General features: G+C 60.1%; 16 protein-coding genes, 1 tRNA gene and 1 pseudogene. 7 read left to right on the forward strand and 11 right to left on the reverse strand.

Annotated elements, in window-relative coordinates; genetic code table 11:
* Positions 1-10: 10 nt before the first annotated feature.
* The 6 genes from pal (at position 11) to nadA (ending at position 4,332) form a co-directional block, all read left to right on the forward strand.
* Entirely contained in the window at positions 11-508 is a 498-nt protein-coding gene (gene pal, locus ACYZTW_RS07275; RefSeq protein ID WP_003178634.1) for a peptidoglycan-associated lipoprotein Pal, read from the forward strand.
* A 6-nt stretch (positions 509-514) separates the two neighbouring features.
* Entirely contained in the window at positions 515-1,354 is an 840-nt protein-coding gene (gene ybgF / locus ACYZTW_RS07280) for a tol-pal system protein YbgF (RefSeq protein WP_462004322.1), read from the forward strand.
* Between the two features lie 166 nt (positions 1,355-1,520).
* A complete protein-coding gene (gene queE / locus ACYZTW_RS07285) occupies positions 1,521-2,168 on the forward strand; it encodes a 7-carboxy-7-deazaguanine synthase QueE (protein WP_462004323.1) in 648 nt (215 codons plus the stop codon).
* Between the two features lies 1 nt (position 2,169).
* Positions 2,170-2,862, forward strand: coding sequence for a 7-cyano-7-deazaguanine synthase QueC (queC, locus tag ACYZTW_RS07290; RefSeq protein WP_462004324.1), 693 nt, complete (start codon positions 2,170-2,172; stop codon positions 2,860-2,862).
* Positions 2,863-2,925: 63 nt separating this feature from the next.
* Positions 2,926-3,001 (forward strand) — tRNA-Lys (locus ACYZTW_RS07295).
* Positions 3,002-3,273: 272 nt separating this feature from the next.
* A complete protein-coding gene (nadA, locus tag ACYZTW_RS07300) occupies positions 3,274-4,332 on the forward strand; it encodes a quinolinate synthase NadA (RefSeq protein WP_462004325.1) in 1,059 nt (352 codons plus the stop codon).
* A 131-nt stretch (positions 4,333-4,463) separates the two neighbouring features.
* Here the strand turns inward: nadA and ACYZTW_RS07305 are convergent, their stop codons facing one another.
* The 8 genes from ACYZTW_RS07305 to ACYZTW_RS07340 all read right to left on the reverse strand — a co-directional run bounded on the left by ACYZTW_RS07305 (position 4,464) and on the right by ACYZTW_RS07340 (position 14,236).
* A complete protein-coding gene (locus tag ACYZTW_RS07305; protein WP_462004326.1) occupies positions 4,464-4,952 on the reverse strand; it encodes an RDD family protein in 489 nt (162 codons plus the stop codon).
* A gap of 96 nt (positions 4,953-5,048) precedes the next feature.
* Positions 5,049-5,261 (reverse strand): cold-shock protein, encoded by a 213-nt coding sequence (locus ACYZTW_RS07310; RefSeq protein ID WP_003175786.1) that lies wholly within the window; start codon positions 5,259-5,261, stop codon positions 5,049-5,051.
* A gap of 403 nt (positions 5,262-5,664) precedes the next feature.
* A complete protein-coding gene (gcvT, locus tag ACYZTW_RS07315) occupies positions 5,665-6,789 on the reverse strand; it encodes a glycine cleavage system aminomethyltransferase GcvT (protein WP_462004327.1) in 1,125 nt (374 codons plus the stop codon).
* A 38-nt stretch (positions 6,790-6,827) separates the two neighbouring features.
* Positions 6,828-8,204, reverse strand: coding sequence for an L-serine ammonia-lyase (locus ACYZTW_RS07320; protein WP_462004328.1), 1,377 nt, complete (start codon positions 8,202-8,204; stop codon positions 6,828-6,830).
* Positions 8,205-8,405: 201 nt separating this feature from the next.
* Positions 8,406-11,258, reverse strand: coding sequence for an aminomethyl-transferring glycine dehydrogenase (gcvP, locus tag ACYZTW_RS07325; RefSeq protein WP_462004329.1), 2,853 nt, complete (start codon positions 11,256-11,258; stop codon positions 8,406-8,408).
* Between the two features lie 11 nt (positions 11,259-11,269).
* The gene (gene gcvH / locus ACYZTW_RS07330) at positions 11,270-11,653 is read right to left on the reverse strand and encodes a glycine cleavage system protein GcvH (protein WP_462004330.1); all 384 of its coding nucleotides are present in this window, start codon (positions 11,651-11,653) and stop codon (positions 11,270-11,272) included.
* A 435-nt stretch (positions 11,654-12,088) separates the two neighbouring features.
* Positions 12,089-13,597 (reverse strand): sigma-54-dependent transcriptional regulator, encoded by a 1,509-nt coding sequence (locus ACYZTW_RS07335; RefSeq protein ID WP_462004331.1) that lies wholly within the window; start codon positions 13,595-13,597, stop codon positions 12,089-12,091.
* Between the two features lie 273 nt (positions 13,598-13,870).
* Entirely contained in the window at positions 13,871-14,236 is a 366-nt protein-coding gene (locus ACYZTW_RS07340; RefSeq protein WP_462004332.1) for a DUF5064 family protein, read from the reverse strand.
* Positions 14,237-14,426: 190 nt separating this feature from the next.
* On the opposite strand from ACYZTW_RS07340, the gene ACYZTW_RS07345 reads away from it, so the two are divergent.
* Complete coding sequence (locus ACYZTW_RS07345) at positions 14,427-15,290, forward strand: DNA-3-methyladenine glycosylase family protein (protein ID WP_462004333.1); 864 nt, start codon at positions 14,427-14,429, stop codon at positions 15,288-15,290.
* Positions 15,291-15,511: 221 nt separating this feature from the next.
* Here the strand turns inward: ACYZTW_RS07345 and ACYZTW_RS07350 are convergent, their stop codons facing one another.
* The 3 genes and pseudogenes from ACYZTW_RS07350 to ACYZTW_RS07360 all read right to left on the reverse strand — a co-directional run.
* Positions 15,512-16,843 carry a CoA transferase gene (locus ACYZTW_RS07350; protein WP_462004334.1) on the reverse strand — a complete coding sequence of 444 codons (1,332 nt, stop codon included), beginning with the start codon at positions 16,841-16,843 and terminating at the stop codon, positions 15,512-15,514.
* Positions 16,844-16,972: 129 nt separating this feature from the next.
* Positions 16,973-17,728 carry a methyl-accepting chemotaxis protein gene (locus tag ACYZTW_RS07355; RefSeq protein ID WP_462005717.1) on the reverse strand — a complete coding sequence of 252 codons (756 nt, stop codon included), beginning with the start codon at positions 17,726-17,728 and terminating at the stop codon, positions 16,973-16,975.
* A 102-nt stretch (positions 17,729-17,830) separates the two neighbouring features.
* Positions 17,831-19,423, reverse strand: a pseudogene (locus ACYZTW_RS07360) (methyl-accepting chemotaxis protein); the annotation flags it as partial.
* Positions 19,424-19,433: the final 10 nt, after the last annotated feature.

Consider the following 19,433-nt stretch of genomic DNA (forward strand, 5'->3'; position numbering starts at 1 on the left):
GAGTTTCACGATGGAAATGCTGAAGTTTGGTAAATTTGCTGCGCTGGCTCTGGCCATGGCTGTAGCTGTAGGTTGCTCGTCCAAAGGCGGCGACAATGCCGGTGAAGGCGCTGTAGATCCAAACGCTGGTTACGGCGCAAACACTGGTGCAGTTGACGGCTCCCTGAGCGAAGAAGCTGCTCTGCGCGCAATCACCACTTTCTACTTCGAATACGACAGCTCGGACTTGAAGCCAGAAGCCATGCGCGCTCTGGACGTTCACGCCAAAGACCTGAAAGCAAACGGCGCTCGCGTTGTTCTGGAAGGCAACACCGACGAACGTGGTACTCGTGAGTACAACATGGCACTGGGCGAGCGTCGTGCGAAAGCCGTTCAGCGTTACCTGGTACTGCAAGGTGTTTCCCCAGCTCAGCTGGAACTGGTTTCCTACGGCGAAGAGCGTCCAGTTGCTACCGGCAACGACGAGCAGTCCTGGGCTCAAAACCGTCGCGTCGAACTGCGTAAGTAATTCGTCATGCGAACGTGCCGTCGTGCTGTAACTGTTTTGGCTCTCAGCCTCGCACCGCTTGCGGTGTGGGCTGCGGTTCCTGTGGTCGAGGACAACTCCGGCTATAACAATAGCAGGAGTAGTTATCCGCCTGCGGGTTACGGTACGAACGGCGCCTATGCCGGGGGAGGGGTTTCGGCCCCTGTCTCGGCACAGGGCGAGCTGTTCAACCAACTGCAATCGATGCAGGAGCAGATCTCGCGCCAACAAGGCATCATCGAAGTTCTGCAAAATGATGTAGCGCGCATGAAGCAAGAGAACCTGGAGCGATATCAGGATCTTGATCGGCGCATGGGAACCGGCGTTGCACCAGCCGCGACTCCTGATAATTCTTCCACCGGTGGCAATTTGAATGCCCCCGGTGCAGCAGCAGGCGCAGGTGCCGGAGCGGCAGCCGCTCAAGCACCTGCCGCGGGCAGCGAACCGGCTGATCCGGCGAAGGAAAAACTGTATTACGATGCAGCCTTCGACCTGATCAAAGCCAAGGATTTCGACAAGGCCAGCCAGGCTTTTACCGCATTCCTGCGCAAGTACCCGAACAGCCAGTACGCGGGCAATGCTCAGTACTGGTTGGGCGAAGTGAACCTGGCCAAAGGCGATCTGCAAGGGGCAGGTCAGGCATTTGCCAAGGTTTCGCAGCTGTACCCAAAGCACCCTAAAGTGCCTGATTCGCTGTACAAGCTGGCTGATGTAGAACGCCGCCTCGGTCACACCGACAAGGTCAAAGGCATTCTGCAACAGGTTGTGTCGCAATACCCGGGCACTTCCGCTGCTCAGCTGGCTCAGCGTGATCTGCAGAAAATGTAAGGCTGCTTGACCTGTTTCGAAGAAACCCGCGCTTGTCGCGGGTTTTTTCGTTAGAATTCACGCCCTTTTTATGAAACACGCTTTTTGGGATCTGCGCGGTGGCGGGGTTCCTTGAAGTGCCTGACGGAGGCGGACAGCCTGTTTAGCTGTTATGCCCGTGGCGACTATGCAAGACACATTGAGAATCACCGAAGTTTTCTACTCGTTGCAGGGTGAAACGCGGACTGCCGGGCTGCCCACTGTTTTTGTGCGCCTGACCGGTTGCCCATTGCGTTGCCAATACTGCGACAGCGCCTACGCGTTCACGGGCGGCACCCTTCGCACGCTCGACGACATCCTGGAGCAAGTGGCCGGTTTTCGTCCGCGTTACGTCTGTGTCACCGGCGGCGAGCCGCTGGCACAACCCAACGCAGTCCCATTGCTCAAGCAGTTGTGTGACGCTGGTTACGAAGTGTCGCTGGAAACCAGCGGTGCCTTGGATATCTCGGCGGTCGATCCACGGGTCAGTCGTGTCGTCGACCTGAAAACCCCGGGTTCGAAAGAAGTCCACCGCAACCGCTACGAGAACATCGAACTGCTCACGCGCAACGATCAGGTGAAGTTTGTCATCTGCTCGCGGGAAGACTACGACTGGGCCGTGTCCAAGCTGATTCAGTACGGTCTGGATCAGCGTGCCGGCGAAGTTCTGTTTTCGCCCAGTCACCATGACCTGAACGCTCGGGACCTGGCTGACTGGGTGGTGGCGGACAACCTGCCAGTGCGTCTGCAATTGCAATTGCATAAATATCTTTGGAATGACGAGCCGGGGCGCTGAAATGACTGAACAACTGAACACTGTCGAAAAACGTGCGGTCATCCTGCTGTCCGGCGGCCTGGACTCGGCGACCGTCGTGGCGATGGCTCGTGCTGAAGGTTACAGCTGCTACACCATGAGCTTCGATTACGGCCAGCGCCATCGTGCCGAACTGCATGCCGCCGAGCGCGTTGCGCGGGATCTCGGTGTGGTCGAGCACAAGGTGATCGGTCTTGACCTGAACGGCATCGGCGGTTCGGCGCTGACCGACAGCAGCATCGACGTGCCGGAGTCGCCGAGTGAAGGCATCCCGGTAACTTACGTGCCAGCGCGCAACACGGTGTTCCTGTCTTTGGCGCTGGGTTGGGCTGAAGTGCTCGGTGCGCGTGACATCTTTATCGGCGTGAACGCGGTGGACTACTCCGGTTACCCGGATTGCCGTCCCGAGTTCGTCGAAGCTTTCGAGCGCATGGCCAATCTGGCAACGAAGGCCGGTGTAGAAGGCAATGGCTTCCGTATTCAGGCGCCACTGCAGAACCTGAGCAAAGCGCAAATTGTCCAGGCAGGCGTGAAGCTGGGTGTTGATTACGGGCTGACTGTTTCCTGCTATCAGGCCGACGATAATGGTCGTGCATGCGGCAAATGCGACAGCTGCCGCCTGCGTGCAGAAGGCTTTGCGGCAGCCGGAATCAGCGACCCAACACCGTATTTTTGATTTATTTCAAATTAGGTGTTGAATAGTCCTTAAAAATCAGTATTATACGCGCCACCACACAGCGGGTCGTTAGCTCAGTTGGTAGAGCAGTTGGCTTTTAACCAATTGGTCGTAGGTTCGAATCCCACACGACCCACCATTTTTGTAGCAGTTTTAAAAGTCTGGAAGGCCCACGCAAGTGAGGATTTCCGGATTTTTTTTTGCCTGCGATTTGGGCTCGCCCAGTTCCGGGCTGCAACCCGTGACGCAGGTCAGAATCATCTTTTGCATCCACGGGATATTCTGTAGCCTTGCGCCACTTCAACGCTATCCGTGCCTGATGAATACTCACTCTCCCGGCGGTACCCTGAAGGGTCCGGAGCCGGGTGTATACTCGACTTTCGCGCGAAAGCGCCTGCAGGTCTTGCGAACATGACGCAGATTTCCGAACGCCTTCTGGTTCAAGCCCACCTCGACGCCAAGCAGCCCAAGCCGCTGACTGTCGAGGAAGAGGCCTATTACCGTGCCGCCATCGCTGCCGAGCTCAAGGCTCAGGACGCGGTGCTGGTTGCTCACTTCTATTGCGATCCGGTGATTCAGGCCCTGGCCGAAGAAACCGGTGGTTGCGTCTCCGACTCGCTGGAGATGGCCCGCTTCGGTAGCGCTCACCCGGCCAAGACCGTTGTGGTCGCCGGTGTGAAGTTCATGGGCGAGACCGCCAAAATCCTCAACCCTGAAAAGCGCATCCTGATGCCGACCCTGGAAGCGACCTGCTCGCTGGACCTGGGTTGCCCGGTGGACGAGTTCTCGGCGTTCTGTGATCAGCACCCGGAGCGCACCGTGGTGGTGTATGCCAACACGTCGGCGGCGGTCAAAGCCCGGGCAGATTGGGTGGTGACTTCAAGCTGCGCGCTGGAGATCGTCGAAAGCCTGATGGATAACGGCGAAACCATCATTTGGGGCCCGGACAAACACCTGGGCACCTACATCCAGCGCCAGACCGGGGCGGACATGCTGCTGTGGGACGGTGCCTGTATCGTTCACGAAGAGTTCAAGTCCAAACAACTTGAAGACATGAAGGTGCTGTACCCGGACGCGGCGATTCTGGTGCATCCGGAGTCGCCGACGTCGGTGATCGAGTTGGCAGATGCCGTCGGCTCCACCAGTCAGTTGATTGCGGCAGCGCAGAGCCTGCCAAACAAGACCTTTATCGTCGCCACCGATCGCGGCATCTTCTACAAGATGCAGCAGCTGTGCCCGGACAAGGTCTTCATCGAAGCGCCAACGGCCGGTAACGGCGCAACATGCCGTAGTTGCGCACATTGCCCATGGATGGCGATGAATACCCTTGAGCGCACGCTGAAGAGCTTGAAGGAGGGGACTAACGAGATCTTTGTCGATCCCGCGCTGATTCCTCAGGCGATTCGCCCGCTCAAGCGCATGCTCGACTTCACGCAGGCAGCGCGGATGAAATTGGCCGGCAACGCTTAGCTGTCAGCCAAGTCTCAAAAACTGTGGGAGCGAGCCTGCTCGCGAAGAGGGAGTGCCTGTCGACATTAATGTTGCTGGTACACCGCCTTCGCGAGCAGGCTCGCTCCCACAGTGATTTTTGCTCTCCGCAACTATTTGGTTTTCTTTGGTATCCGCACGAGCTGGGTATTGGAGTAGATGTCATGCCAGCTGCGTTTCTGTTTGTCGAACAGGGACCAGAAGAAACCCAGTCCGACACACAGCCAGGACGCGATCGACACCACAAAGCGCAGCAACGCCTGCCACAGACTGATGGATGAACCGTCGGCGTTTTGCACGCGTATGCACCAGACCTGCATGCCCAGGGTCTGGCCGGACCAGGTCCAGAATTTGGCGAAGAAACCGAACAGCACGAAAACCAGCACCGTCGACAGCAATGGATCGCCATCCAGTGCGCCGGCCTCGGTCAGGCTGCGCATTTTTTCTTCGCCGATGACCGCCATCTGGATCATCTTATAAATGCCGCTGGTGACGATCAGGAGGGCGGTGCACAGCAAGAAGTCATAGAACATCGCTGCCAGGCGACGACCCAGGCTCACGGCGGGAAAGTCGCCCTGGGGTTTGAGCAGGTGTTTCGACATGGCAGCCTCTTGACGGAAAAAAGAAGCCATTTTACGGATTTACGCGCACAAAAAAGCCCCTGATGTCAGCATCAGGGGCTTTTTCGTAACAGAAGATCAGGCTTCTGCTTGTACTTCGTCAGCCTGCATGCCTTTCTGGCCTTGCACAGCAACGAACGTCACTTTCTGGCCTTCTTTCAGGCTCTTGAAGCCGTTGCCCTGAATAGCGCGGAAATGCACGAACAGATCCGGACCGCTTTCTGGAGTGATAAAACCAAAACCTTTCTCGTCGTTAAACCACTTGACGGTACCGCTCTGACGTTGGGACATTTCTTATTTCCTTTGACGCAAAAATTAGTGACAGCCTCCTTCTTGTGAAAGAGTACTGGGGCTGGTTGCAGGAGAGTAAGAAGACGTCGAACGGGATGTAGCTAACTTGTAGGCTACTGCCCAGGTCACGATTCCAAGCGACCCATGCAAACACAGTGAACAAACTCTACGCCAACTACGGGAGAAAAAACAAGCCCTGTGGAGGGCCCGGATTTACTCGCGTCGGGGCGTTTCTTTCGTAACTAGTGCCGGCTTATGCGATCGTCGTGTTCAATTGTTTTCGATCGTTATAAGCAACGTTCATAAACGAAGCTTGCAGGGAAAGTGACGCACTGTTTTATGGCGGTTGCGTTACACATTAGTGCGCTGTTAACGCAACCGCGTTACTTATAGAAACAGTCAATCAACCGCGGTAGTAGCGTTGTGGAACAAATGGCATTTTGCTTACAAGCAAAGGCACCTTTTTCCCACGAACAATCGCCCATACCGGCGTATCGAGAGCGATGTAAGCGCTGTCGACGTAACCCATCGCCAAAGGGCCGCCCAAAGTCGGACCGAAGCCGCCACTGCAAACCGCACCAATGATGTCACCTGCTTCATTGACGATCTCGGCACCTTCGCGCACCGGCGTGCGTTCCTGAGGCAACAGACCAACGCGCTTGCGGCTGACACCGGCTTGTTGCTGTCCGAACACGGTTTCAGCGCCAGGGAAGCCGCCGGCACGTGCGCCATCAGCGCGACGAGGCTTGGAGATGGCCCACAGCAGGCTTGCTTCGATCGGGGTGGTCTCGGTGTTCATGTCGTGGCCGTAGAGGCACAGACCGGCTTCCAGGCGCAGTGAGTCGCGAGCGCCAAGACCGATGGCCGCCACTTCAGGTTCGGCCAGCAGGGCGCGAGCCAGGGCTTCGGCGTTGGCGGCCGGCACGGAGATTTCGTAACCGTCTTCACCGGTATAGCCCGAACGGCTGACAAAGCAGTCCACGCCCAACAGTTTCACGCGGGCGAACTGCATGAAGGTCATCTTCGCGACTTCAGGCGCCAGGCGCGCGAGCACGGTGACGGCGGCCGGACCTTGCAGCGCCAGCAGCGCGCGTTCTTCAAACAGCGGCTCGATCGTGCACTGGTCGCCGATGTGCTTGCGCAGATGCGCCAGGTCTTGGTCCTTGCAGGCGGCGTTGACCACCAGGAACAGTTCGTCGTTACCCAGGTTGGCAACCATCAGGTCGTCGAGGATGCCGCCGGTCTCATTGGTGAACATCGCGTAGCGCTGCATGCCCACCGGCAGGTCGATGATGTCCACCGGCACCAGGGTTTCCAGCGCCTTGGCGGCATTGGCGCCGGTCAGGCGGATCTGGCCCATGTGCGAGACATCGAACAGCCCGGCCTGATCACGGGTGTGCTGGTGTTCTTTCATCACGCCGAGCGGGTATTGCACCGGCATGTCGTAGCCGGCAAACGGCACCATGCGGGCGCCGAGTTCGATATGCAGTGCGTGCAGCGGGGTTTTCGACAGTTGTTCGGTGGACATATTCAGCTCCTGAAAAAGTGTGCAAATGCGCGTGAGCATCAGCACTCGATAATGTTGACCGCCAAACCGCCACGGGCGGTTTCCTTGTATTTGCTTTTCATGTCGGCACCGGTCTGGCGCATGGTGCGGATGACCTTGTCGAGGGAGACGAAGTGTTGACCGTCGCCGCGCAGGGCCATGCGCACCGCATTGATGGCCTTGACCGAGCCCATGGCGTTGCGCTCGATACAAGGCACTTGCACTAGCCCGCCAATCGGGTCGCAGGTCAGACCGAGGTTGTGTTCCATGCCGATTTCCGCGGCGTTTTCCACTTGCTGCACGGTGCCGCCGAGGACTTCGCACAGGGCACCGGCCGCCATGGAGCACGCCACGCCGACCTCACCCTGACAGCCGACTTCAGCGCCGGAGATCGAGGCGTTTTCTTTATAGAGAATGCCGATCGCGGCCGCGGTCAGCAGAAAACGCACGACGCCGTCTTCGTTGGCCCCTGGGATGAAGCGCATGTAGTAATGCAAAACAGCGGGAACGATCCCTGCCGCGCCGTTCGTAGGCGCAGTCACCACGCGCCCGCCGTTGGCGTTTTCTTCGTTGACCGCCAGTGCGTAGAGGTTGACCCAGTCCAGCACCGACAGCGGATCTCGCAGGGACGATTCCGGGTTCTTGCACAGTTGCCGATGCAGCGCGGCCGCACGGCGCTTGACCTTCAAACCGCCGGGCAGGATGCCTTCATTGCGGCAACCGGCAGCGACGCAGTCCTGCATCACTTGCCAGATTTTCAGCAGACCGGCACGGGTTTCCGCTTCCGGGCGCCAGGCACTTTCGTTGGTCAGCATCACCTGGCTGATGGACAAGCCGTAGGTGGCACAGTGACCGAGCAAGTCCTTGGCGCTTTTGAACGGGAAGGTCAGTGGTGTGGCGTCTTCGACGATGCGGTCGGCGCCGGCGGCGTCTTCATCGACCACAAAACCACCGCCGACCGAATAGTACTCGCGGCTGCGGATTTGCAGGCCGGCAGCGTCGAAGGCGCGAAAGATCATGCCGTTGGGGTGATAGGCCAAGGGTTTGCGGATCATCGCCAAATGTTCTTTCTCGTTGAACGCAATGCTGTGTTCGCCGAGCAGGTTCAATCGACCGCTGCCACGAATCTCTTGCAGACGGGCGGCGACGGTTTCGGTGTTCACGGTATCCGGGTGTTCGCCTTCCAGGCCCAGCAACACAGCCTTGTCGCTGCCGTGGCCTTTACCAGTGGCGCCGAGTGATCCGTAGAGCTCGACTTTGACGCAGGTGGTTGCAGTCAGCAGCCCTTCACGGCGCAAACCTTCGGCGAAACGTGCCGCAGCACGCATCGGGCCGACGGTGTGGGAGCTGGAGGGGCCGATGCCAATCTTGAACAGGTCGAACACGCTTAAAGACATGGTTGTTCTCCGGTTTCTTGTTATAGGAATGGCGGAATCTGGTGCTGGGCGCAGATCCCCTGTGGGAGCGAGCCTGCTCGCGAAAGCGGTGGATCAGTCGCCATCAATGTTGCCTGACACACTGCTTTCGCGAGCAGGCTCGCTCCCACAATGGAATATGCGGTGTTCTTGAGTGGGGCGGATTAACCGCCCCACACTGTTTTAAGCGTAGCTTTCGATCGACGGGCAAGCGCAGATCAGGTTGCGGTCGCCAAACACGTTGTCGACCCGACCGACCGGTGGCCAGTACTTGCCTTCGATCAGCGACGCAACCGGATACACCGCTTGCTCACGGCTGTACGGGTGCGTCCACTCGCCGACGATTTCCGCTGCGGTGTGCGGCGCGTTTTTCAGCGGGTTGTCGTCCTTGTCCAGCGTGCCGTTTTCCACCGCGCGGATTTCTTCGCGGATGCGGATCATGGCGTCGCAGAAGCGGTCCAGTTCTTCCTTGGATTCGCTTTCGGTCGGCTCGATCATCAAGGTGCCGGCGACCGGGAACGACATGGTCGGGGCGTGGAAGCCGAAGTCGATCAGGCGCTTGGCGACGTCATCGACGCTGATGCCGCTGCTGTCTTTCAGCGGACGCAAATCGAGGATGCATTCGTGCGCCACCAGGCCGTTGCTGCCGGTGTACAGCACCGGGTAGTGCTCTTCGAGGCGACGGGAAATGTAGTTGGCATTGAGGATCGCCAATTGCGACGCACGCTTCAGACCGGCGCCACCCATCATCCGAATGTACATCCAGGTGATCGGCAAAATGCTCGCGCTGCCGAACGGTGCGGCGCAGACCGCGCCTTCCTTGCGCTCCATCTGCGCGTGGCCTGGCAGGAATGGGGTCAGGTGCGACTTGACGCCAATCGGGCCGACGCCCGGGCCGCCACCGCCGTGTGGAATGCAGAAGGTTTTGTGCAGGTTCAGGTGCGACACGTCGCCGCCGAACTTGCCCGGCGCACAGAGACCGACCATGGCGTTCATGTTGGCGCCGTCGATGTACACCTGGCCGCCGTTGTCATGAATGATCCCGCAGATTTCGCGGATGCCTTCTTCGAACACGCCGTGGGTCGACGGATAGGTGATCATCAGCGCGGCGAGGTGTTCGCGGTGCTCGATGGCCTTGGCGCGCAGGTCTTCGATGTCGACGTTGCCGCGGGCATCGCAGGCGGTCACGACCACGCGCATGCCGGCCATGTTGGCGGTGGCCGGGTTGGTGCCGTGGGCCGAGGACGGGATCAGGCAGATGTCGCGACGGTCTTCGCCACGGCTCTGGTGATAGGCGCGAATCGCGAGCAGGCCGGCGTATTCACCTTGCGAACCGGCGTTCGGTTGCAGCGAGATCGCGTCGTACCCGGTTGCGGCGCAGAGCATCGCTTCCAGCTCGTCGGTCAGTTGCTGATAACCGGCGCTTTGCTCGGCCGGGGCGAACGGGTGCAGAGCACCGAATTCGGCCCAGGTCACCGGGATCATTTCGCTGGCGGCGTTGAGTTTCATGGTGCAGGAGCCCAGCGGGATCATGGTGCGGTCCAGCGCCAGGTCCTTGTCGGCGAGCTTGCGCAGGTAGCGCATCAACTCGGTTTCCGAGTGATAACGGTTGAACACCGGGTGGCTGAGGATCGGTGACTGGCGCACCAGTGCCGCTGGAATGGTCGCTTGAACCGAAGCGGCGAGGGCGGCGAAGTCCGGCAGGGTTTTGCCGTCGGCCAGCAGCGCCCACAGGGTTTCCACGTCAGCTTGCGAGGTGGTTTCGTCGAGGGACAGACCCAGGCGTTCGGCATCCACGACGCGCAGGTTGATCTGCTGGGCGTGAGCCTTGTCGTGCAGCTTGGCGGTGTTAGCGCCGGTCTTGATCGTCAGGGTGTCGAAGAAGTTTTCTTGCTCGACGCTCAGGCCCAATGCGCTCAAGCCTTTGGCGAGGATCGCGGTCAGGTGATGCACGCGGTTGGCGATCTGCGTCAGGCCTTTCGGGCCGTGGTACACGGCGTACATGCTGGCGATGTTGGCCAGCAGCACTTGGGCGGTGCAGATGTTGCTGGTGGCTTTCTCGCGGCGGATATGTTGCTCGCGGGTCTGCATGGCCAGGCGCAGGGCCGGCTTGCCGAAACGGTCCACGGAAACGCCGACCAGACGACCCGGCATGTCGCGCTTGAACGCATCACGGGTGGAGAAGTAGGCCGCGTGCGGACCGCCGAAGCCCAGCGGTACGCCAAAGCGTTGAGCGCTGCCGATGGCCACGTCGGCGCCGAACTCGCCCGGCGGAGTCAGCACGGTCAGGGCCAGCAGGTCAGCGGCGACCGCGACCAGCGCATTCGCCGCGTGGAAGCGCTCGGTCAGTTCGCGGTAGTCGAACACGTCACCATTGCTGGCCGGGTATTGCAGCAGCGCGCCGAAGAACGGCGTCACGTCAGTCAATTCGCGTTCGTCGCCGACTACCACGTCGATGCCCAACGGCTCGGCACGGGTGCGCAGCACGTCGAGGGTCTGTGGGTGGCAATGAGCCGAGGCGAAGAAGGCGTGGCTGCCTTTGTTCTTGCTCAGGCGTTTGCAGAAGGTCATGGCTTCGGCAGCAGCGGTGGCTTCGTCGAGCAGCGAGGCGTTGGCGATCGGCAGGCCGGTCAGGTCGCTGATCAGGGTCTGGAAGTTCAGCAGCGCTTCGAGACGACCTTGGGAAATTTCTGGTTGGTACGGGGTGTAAGCGGTGTACCAGGCCGGGTTTTCCAGCAGGTTGCGCAGGATTGGCGATGGCGTGTGAGTGCCGTAGTAGCCCTGACCGATGTAGGTCTTGAACAGCTGGTTTTTGCCGGCGATGGATTTGATCAGCGCCAGGGCATCCGCTTCACTCAGGCCGTCTTCCAGGCCGAGAACGCTGGTGCCCTTGATGCTGTCGGGAATGACGCTGGCGCTCAGGGCTTCCAGGGAATCAAAGCCCAGGCTGTTGAGCATGGCTTGCTCATCGCCGGCACGCGGGCCGATGTGGCGCGCGATGAATTCGTTGGCGGTGCCGAGATTAATTTGAGTCATGTCAGCGCTCCTCAGGCTTCAGCGTTGGCTTTGATCAGACGGTCGTAAGCGTCTTGATCCAGCAGTTGGCCGACAGCCGAGGTATCGGTTGGCTGGAAGCGGAAGAACCAGCCTTCGCCCAGCGGATCTTCGTTGACCAGTTCAGGGCTGCTGTCCAGCGCCGGGTTCACTTCCAGCACTTCGCCGTCGAGTGGCATGTACACGCCGCTGGCGGCTTTTACCGATTCCACGGTGGCGGCTTCAGCGCCTTTGTCGTAGGACTGCAGCTCAGGCAGTTGTACGAAAACCACGTCGCCCAGTGCGTTCTGCGCAAAAGCGGTGATGCCGACTGTGACGGTGCCGTCAGCTTCGGTGCGCAGCCATTCGTGATCTTCAGTAAAACGCAACTCGCTCATGGAAACTCCTAAGGGGGCCAGACTTGTCTGGTGGACGCGATTGAATGCTGGGGCAATGCCCTGATTTATGAGTGGTTACTTAGCAAAATTGCGGCCAATGTTTTTTATCACTTAGAAATCAATGAGTTAGTTGGTTTTACAGAAGGCTGAAATGACCTGGCTGTAGCGAAATCGCTACATCAGGGGCTGAAGAAAAAAGCTGAGGTGGATCAAAGCCTTGCACAGCGGTGATCAGGAGAGGGTGTAGCGATATCGTTCCACTGTAGCGCTTTCAGTACAGATGGAGGTCGTTTTCAGACGCAAAACTTGTGGGAGCGAGCCTGCTCGCGATAGCGGTGTGTCCGTCGACATCAATATCGACTGACACACCGCTATCGCGAGCAGGCTCGCTCCCACAAGTGGTTTTGTGTCGGTAACGAGATCGTATTTCCAGCCTTACGGCTTGTTGGGAATCCCGTACTTACGCAACCGATGGGCAATCGCGGTGTGGGAGGTTTGCAGGCGGCTGGCCAGTTGGCGGGTCGAGGGGTAGCTGACGTAGAGCTTTTCCAGCAGGGTTTTCTCGAACTCTTCCATGGCCTGTTCGAGGCTGTCGACCTCGCTATCGCTCTGGCGCGCCACGGAGGTGCCGGCGATGTCGAGGTCGCCGATGTCCACCAGACTGCTTTCGCAAATTGCAGCGGCGCGGAAGATCACGTTCTGCAATTGCCGCACATTGCCCGGCCAGCGATTGCCCAGCAGCGCCGGATAAGTGCCCGGCGCCAGGCGACAGACCGGGCGCTGGATCTGCGCGCAGGCCTGCTGCATGAAGTAGCGGGCCAGCAGCAGGATGTCCTGGCCGCGTTCGCGCAGGGGCGGGACTTCGACGTTCAGCACGTTGAGGCGATAGAAGAGGTCTTCGCGGAACGAACCTTCGCTGACCATTTTTTCCAGGTCGCGGTGCGTGGCGCTGAGGATCCGCACATTGACCTTCACCTCACGATCCCCACCCACCCGGCGGAAGCTGCCATCGTTCAAGAAGCGCAGCAATTTCGCCTGCAAATACGGCGACATCTCGCCGATCTCATCGAGAAACACCGTGCCCTGGTTGGCCAGTTCCATCAGCCCCGGTTTGCCGCCCCGTTGCGCGCCGGTAAAGGCGCCGGGGGCGTAGCCGAACAGTTCGCTTTCGGCGAGGTTCTCCGGCAATGCCGCGCAGTTCAGCGCCAAAAATGGCGAACTGTGCCGAGCGCTGATGGCGTGGCAGGCACGCGCCACCAGTTCTTTGCCGGTGCCGGTTTCGCCCTGGATCAGCAACGGCGCATCGAGGGCCGCAACGCGCTGGGCGCGGGCCTTGAGCGTCCGAATCGCCGGAGACTCCCCGAGCAGCGCATCGAAACCTTCGGCATGGTCGTGGTGCAGCGCCGAGAGGCGTTCGCCGATACGGTTCGGTTGATACAGGGTCAGCAGGGCGCCGGCGTCGGTAATCGGTGTGGCGTCCAGCAGCAACGTCTGGCCGTTAACGGTGACTTCCCGCAGCGGCAGGCGGAAGCCGTTTTCCAGCAAGGCTTCGAGCAATGCCGGGTCGGCGAACAGGTCGGCGATGCTTTCGCCGTCAGGCTCGCGACCGTACAAGGCAATCAGTGCCGGGTTGGCCAACAGCACCTTGCCGGCACTGTCCAGCGCCAGGACCGGGTCGGTCATGGCCGCGAGCAACGCATCAAGCTGCAGGTGCCGACGCTGGCCGGGAAGAATGTCGACCACCGTCACCGCTTGCACGCCGCGCACGCTGAACAACGCATCGCGCAGCTCTTCGAGGACTTCCGGGCTCAGGGTCGGGGCGTCGATGTAGACGTTGGGCGGGACCATTTCCACCGCATCCAGATTGAGATTGCGCCCACCGAGCAGGGCCAGGACTTCCTGGGTAATGCCGACGCGGTCGATGAAGCTGACGTGGATACGCATGGGGCGTTTTTGGGGTCTGGAGTGCGGAGAGGGTGGCAAGTATGCCTTGGAGGAGGGCTGGGGTGAAATCTTGAGATTTATGGTGGATTCAAAAGCCACCCCTCACCCCAGCCCTCTCCCCAGTGGGGAGAGGGGGAAAGGGGGCAGATATCTGTCGCTTTCAAAATCTGAGTTCGACTCGATATCTCAGGTCGATGCAATTCGAAAGAGCAACTCGGTCAGTCCCCTCGCCCCTCGCCCCTCGGGGAGAGGGTTAGGGTGAGGGGGTGGCCTTCAGATTCGATCCAGATGCTCGGGTTTGACCGGGTCGCCGGATTTGACGTGGAGCTGCGCCCGCACATCTTCAAACATGGCGTCATACTCCTTGTGTACCGAGCCGATACTGGCCTCTTTGGGCATCCCGTACTTCTGTGCGATGCGCGTGGCATGCCGGGCGAAGTCGAATGCCTGATCTTTGGCCAGGAAGAATTCTTCCTTCAACTCCTTGTCCCCAACTGTGCCATGCATCTTGAAGAGCATACCTTCGCCTTCTTTGGGGTCCTGACTGACTTCATAGTCGATGCTCAGGCTGTAACTGTAATCATCCTTGTTCAGCGCATGGCGCTCGATATGCAGGTGACCGGGCTCGAACATAGCCATTTAGCGTCTCTCCTTCAAAAAGGCATTGAATCAGGGCAGACCTCAGGCCTGCCCTCGGAGTTTCTTTTATTGATAGCTTATCCGGGTGTCGCCGTGTCCGAGAGTGGACCGATCACCGCGACTTTTCCAGTCTGTCGGGCGAACTTGGTTCATCCTGGCCAGCGTGGGCTCATCGGCAATTGGAGGCGTTATGAAGGTGCTGCTGGAATACCCCGCGCCCTATGACTGGTCGGCGATGCTGGGGTTCTTGTCGGCGCGGGCGATAGCTGGAATGGAAGCGGTGGTTGAGGGCATTTACTCGCGCAGCATCGGGTTGAACGGTGTTCATGGCGCGCTTTCGATCAAGCCCGCAGCGACGGATGCACTTGAAGTGACGCTGGATTTTCCTGATTCAACGGCGGTGCCAGAGATCATCGTTCGGCTGCGGCGGATGTTTGATCTGGATGCGGACCTGGCAACGATTCATCGGCAGCTGGCGGTTGATCCCTTGATGGCGCGGTTGATTGCCGAACGTCCGGGGTTGCGGGTGCCGGGGGCGTGGGATGGCCTGGAGTTGGCGATTCGTGCGGTGTTGGGGCAGCAGATTAGCGTGGGCGCGGCGATTAAATTGGCGGGGAAACTGGTGGCGCGGTATGGCGAGCCGCTGGCTTCATCGCTGCCCGGCGTGACCCATGTGTTTCCTTCGGCCGCCGTTTTGGCGTCAGTGGATCTGGCAACGTTGGGGATGCCGAAAAGCCGTGGTCGGACCCTGTCGGGTGTGGCTCAGGTATTGCTCGATGATCCTTTACTGTTTGAGCCGGATCGTGAGGGCGGCGTTGCGCGGCTACTGGCGTTGCACGGGATTGGTGACTGGACGGCGCAATACATTGCCTTGCGGCAGTTGCGCGATCTGGATGCGTTTCCGAGCGGGGATGTGGGGTTGATCAATGCGCTGGCGGCGCTAGAAGGTGAGGCGGTGACGGCTCGGCAGGTGTTGCAGCGAGCTGAAGCCTGGAGACCTTATCGAGGCTATGCGGCGCAGGTGCTTTGGGCTTCTTTGAGTCGGGGTGATTGAGGTGTTCGGCTTGAGATCCACCCCCTCACCCTAACCCTCTCCCCAGGGGGTAGAGGGGACTGACCGAGGTGATTCGTAGAAATTCTGCGACCTGAATTACCGAGCCGAACTCAGGTTTGAAAAGCATGAAGATCGGCCCCCTTTCCCCCTCTCCCCTATGGGGCGGTCCGACGTTTCGGGAGGGCTGGGGTGAGGGGGTGGATCTCAAGTCGAACACCCTCTCAAGCCCACTGCGCACGATGCGCGCCCAACTCAGAAGCCGGACGCGTCCATTGCAGCGGCGTCCCCGTCATCTTCAGTGGCACCTGCAACCGATGCGCCGGTCCCCAGGGCGTCTGCTCAACCAACAGCCCTTGATCGTTGTCATCCTCCGCCCGCAACGGCTCATCTGTCCCCGGACCGTTTTCAATCAACAACTTCGCCGTACGCGCCAACGACAACCGCGCCGATCCCCCTCGCCCCAACAATCTAATTGCACTGGCCGCCATCAAATACCCGGTGGCGTGATCGAGCGCTTGCAAGGGCAATGGCGTCGGCTTGTCTGCGCGTTTCCACTGCATGCCGGCATCGGCGATCCCGCTGCTCATTTGCACCAGGCTGTCGAAGCCGCGGCGGTTCTGCCACGGGCCGCTCCAACCGTAAGCATTGAGGCTGACGTCGATCAGGCCGGGCGCCAGTTTCTGGCGTTCGGCGACGCCGTAACCCAGGCGTTCCAGTGCATCGGCGCGGTAGCCGTGGAGCAGAATGTCGGCGTCCTTGAGCAGGCTTTCGAACACTGCGCGATCAGTCTTGTCGTGCAGGTCCAGGCGTGCGCAGCGTTTGCCCAGGGTGACTTCCGGCACCACGCCCGGTTCGTTCCAGGTCGGTGGGTCGATTCGCAAAACGTCGGCGCCGAGGCCTGCCAGGAATCGGCTGGCGATCGGGCCGGCGAGTACTCGGGTCAAATCCAGCACCTTGATCCCGGCCAGCGGTTGCGCCACCGAGCCTTGCCATGGTTTCGCGTTCTGGCGGCTGTTGTCAGCAAACTGAATCAGCGGTTCGGCGTTCACGGCCTGACCTTGGGGATGCGCCTGCCATTGCGCCCAGCTACGCATCTCGGCGGCGCAGCCACCGGCCTCGACCACGGCCAGCTCCAGATCGCTTTTGGCCCATTGAGCAACCTTGCTCGCCATTGCTGCACGGTCGGCACAGGTGCCCAGAACGGTTTCGGCAGCGGCGCGGTGGTGGGGCGCGTTGGTGTGCAGACGGATCCAGCCATCCTTTGTGGCGTAGTCACCGGCGACCGGGTCCCATAACGGCGGGACGCTCCAGCCGACCGGGCGGATCGAAGTGGCAAACCAGAAAGAGGCCAGGCGGCGGTCGACCTCAAGGCTGGGTAAGCGACCGGTTTGTTGCTGCAGCCATTCGCTGACAGCCTGGCCGGCAGCGGCAATGCTGGCGCACGCCAGGTCGGTGACGGCAAACGCCGAGGGCAGGGCGCCGCTCGACGTGAATGGAATCGGCGTGTGAGGCAAGCCGAGTGCGGCTTGAATGGACGTGAGTAAATCAGTCATCGAAGGCCCTCCGGGAGAGAGGGCAGCATAGATCAAAAGATCAAAAGATCGCAGCCTTCGGCAGGTCCTACAGGGATCGGTGTAGGAGCTGCCGAAGGTTCGGGCCGCGTTCGGACGATCTTTTGAGGGTTACACCCGAAACTGATCCATCAATTTCATCTGGTGGGAGGTCAACGAATTGAGATGGCTGCTGATCTGCGCCGATTCAGTGGCCTGGCCGGTCAGGGTTTCGGTGACTGTGCGGATCGCCGAGACGTTGCGGTTGACCTCTTCGGCCACGGCGCTTTGCTGTTCGGCGGCGCTGGCGATTTGCAGGTTCATGTCGCTGATGACCGTCACCGCGTCGCTGATTTTGCTCAAGGCCTGGACGGCTTGCTGGATCTGCCCGGCGTTGCTGTGGGCCTGGGTCTGGCTCGAATGCATGGTAGCAACCACGCCGCGAGTGCCGGTCTGGATGCGTTCGATGACAATGCGGATTTCTTCCACCGAATCCTGGGTGCGTTTGGCCAGGTTGCGCACTTCATCGGCGACCACCGCAAATCCGCGCCCGCTCTCGCCGGCACGCGCCGCTTCAATCGCCGCGTTGAGCGCCAGCAGGTTGGTTTGTTCGGCGATGCTGCGGATCACTTCCAGCACCGAACCGATCTGCTCGCTGTTGACCGCCAATGCTTCGACTTCCGTCACCGCCTTGCTGACTTCGTCGGCCAGTTGATTGATGTCGCGGGTGCTGCGTTCAATGATCTGCATGCCGTCGCGGGCCGACTGGTCGGCGCCCTTGGCCGCATTCGCCGCGCTAGAGGCACTGTTGGCGACGTCGTGGGCGGTGGCGCTCATTTCGTTGGACGCGGTGGCGACCTGGTCGATTTCGCGGAACTGCACCTGCATGCCTTCGCTGGTCTGGCGGGCGATTTCCGAAGACTGATCGGCGGTGCCGCGCGCATCGGTGATGCTTTGTTTGATCTGCGCGATGGTGGGTTGCAGCTTGTCGAGGAAGCGGTTGAACCAGCTCACCAGTTCGCCCAGTTCGTCTTTCTTGCTGTAGTGCAGACGTTGAGTCAGGTCGCCGTCGCCGCTGGCAATCGCCTTGAGCTTCTCGGCCACGCTGTTGATCGGCCGGGTCACACCGGAGGCCGTGAGCCAGATCAGCAACAGTCCGACCAGGCCGGCAATCACCGCCACCAAAACGGCTTTGAGGGTGCCGCTTTGCTGGGCGTCATCGAGTACGGCTTGCAACTTCACCGAGTCGGCCAGCAACACGTGTTTCGGCAGGTCGATCACCACGCCCCAGGCTTTGGACTCGGCAATCGGACTGACCGGGTACACCGCGCGGATCAGGTCGCCCTGTTCGAGAATCTTCGGCGTGCCAGCGCTGAGCAGTTGCAGGACGTCCTTGCCGTCCGCGCCCAGGGTGTCGCCGATGCTTTTGCCGACCTTGCTCGCGTCCACGCTGTAACCGGCGAGTACGCCGCTGCCGGAGACAATCAACATGTGCCCGGCGCTGTTGAACAGGTCACGTTGGGAGTCGACAGCCGCCGCTTGCAGCGCGTCGAGGGCAATGTCCACACCGACCACACCGATGGATTTGCCATCCACCAGCAGCGGTACGGAAATGGTGGTCATCAGCATTTCCTTGCCAGCGACGGTGTCGGCATACGGGTCCAGCAGGCAGGTACGTTTGCTGTCGCGAGGGCAGGTGTACCAGCTGTTATAGGGTGTGCCGCTGAGGCTCAAGGTGGTTTTGGTCATGTCGTCTTCGACCATGATCGTGTTGATCCCGATACCGCCGGCACGGCTCCAGTAGCTGGCGAAACGACCGGCTTCGTTGGACTGGCGAGCCGCATCGTTGGCGAATTCGCTGTCCTTGCCGTCCAGGCCATTGGGTTCGAATGCCAGCCAGACACCGAGTACTTTGCTGTTGCGCTCGAAGGCGGTTTTCAGGCTCTGGTTCAACTCTTCACGCAGGGCACCGGCTTCAAGGGAGCGCTTGCTCGCCATGTTGCGCATGTCCTTGATCTGATCGGCCAGGGCGGTCACCACCAGCAGACTTTCGCCGAAGGTCTTCTGCACCCGCACCGCTTGCTCGGCGGCTTTGGCCTGGAGCAGGTTCTGCACGCTGGCGGTGAGCATCTTGCTGCTGGAGGCACTGACCAGTTCATCGTTCTGATCGGTCTGGTAGATGTTCATGCCGACGATCAAGACGACCACGCCCAGCAGGCACAGACCGGACAGCAGGACGATTTTCAGGCGGATGGAGAGAGAGTCGAACATAGGACGAACTCGCGAATGGATGAGGTGTTGGCTGTGAGTCGGGATCGACCCGGTTCGCCAAGTCCATTCAGCGCCATTTAATGCACATCGGCGTGGGCGCAGGTTGCATGAACGCGAAGCCGACGAATGGTAGGAGGTGAACGTTTGCGCAGGAAAATGCCCTGAAAAGGACAGAAATTCGGGAAATTGTCGGCAACGATCCCGGCCGCGTGGCAGGGTGAGGCAGGAGACTCGACCGGCAAGTCCTCCTGCAGGAGCAAGCGCCCACAGGAGGGCGCATTTAGTCAGGCAAGCTTCGGGGGGGGCTGGCATAAGCCTGTTC

The organism is Pseudomonas sp. LB3P25, from assembly GCF_054897985.1.

Coding starts and splice junctions, on each gene's coding strand:
- pal (WP_003178634.1), top strand. CDS start 11: ATGGAAATGCTGAAGTTTGGTAAATTTGCTGCGCTGGCTCTGGCCATG.
- ACYZTW_RS07305 (WP_462004326.1), bottom strand. CDS start 4,952: ATGTCGAAACACCTGCTCAAACCCCAGGGCGACTTTCCCGCCGTGAGC.
- ACYZTW_RS07310 (WP_003175786.1), bottom strand. CDS start 5,261: ATGTCCCAACGTCAGAGCGGTACCGTCAAGTGGTTTAACGACGAGAAA.
- ybgF (WP_462004322.1), top strand. CDS start 515: ATGCGAACGTGCCGTCGTGCTGTAACTGTTTTGGCTCTCAGCCTCGCA.
- ACYZTW_RS07345 (WP_462004333.1), top strand. CDS start 14,427: ATGAAGGTGCTGCTGGAATACCCCGCGCCCTATGACTGGTCGGCGATG.
- gcvP (WP_462004329.1), bottom strand. CDS start 11,258: ATGACTCAAATTAATCTCGGCACCGCCAACGAATTCATCGCGCGCCAC.
- nadA (WP_462004325.1), top strand. CDS start 3,274: ATGACGCAGATTTCCGAACGCCTTCTGGTTCAAGCCCACCTCGACGCC.
- ACYZTW_RS07340 (WP_462004332.1), bottom strand. CDS start 14,236: ATGGCTATGTTCGAGCCCGGTCACCTGCATATCGAGCGCCATGCGCTG.
- ACYZTW_RS07350 (WP_462004334.1), bottom strand. CDS start 16,843: ATGACTGATTTACTCACGTCCATTCAAGCCGCACTCGGCTTGCCTCAC.
- gcvT (WP_462004327.1), bottom strand. CDS start 6,789: ATGTCCACCGAACAACTGTCGAAAACCCCGCTGCACGCACTGCATATC.
- ACYZTW_RS07355 (WP_462005717.1), bottom strand. CDS start 17,728: ATGCAGGTGCAGTTCCGCGAAATCGACCAGGTCGCCACCGCGTCCAAC.
- gcvH (WP_462004330.1), bottom strand. CDS start 11,653: ATGAGCGAGTTGCGTTTTACTGAAGATCACGAATGGCTGCGCACCGAA.
- ACYZTW_RS07320 (WP_462004328.1), bottom strand. CDS start 8,204: ATGTCTTTAAGCGTGTTCGACCTGTTCAAGATTGGCATCGGCCCCTCC.
- queC (WP_462004324.1), top strand. CDS start 2,170: ATGACTGAACAACTGAACACTGTCGAAAAACGTGCGGTCATCCTGCTG.
- queE (WP_462004323.1), top strand. CDS start 1,521: ATGCAAGACACATTGAGAATCACCGAAGTTTTCTACTCGTTGCAGGGT.
- ACYZTW_RS07335 (WP_462004331.1), bottom strand. CDS start 13,597: ATGCGTATCCACGTCAGCTTCATCGACCGCGTCGGCATTACCCAGGAA.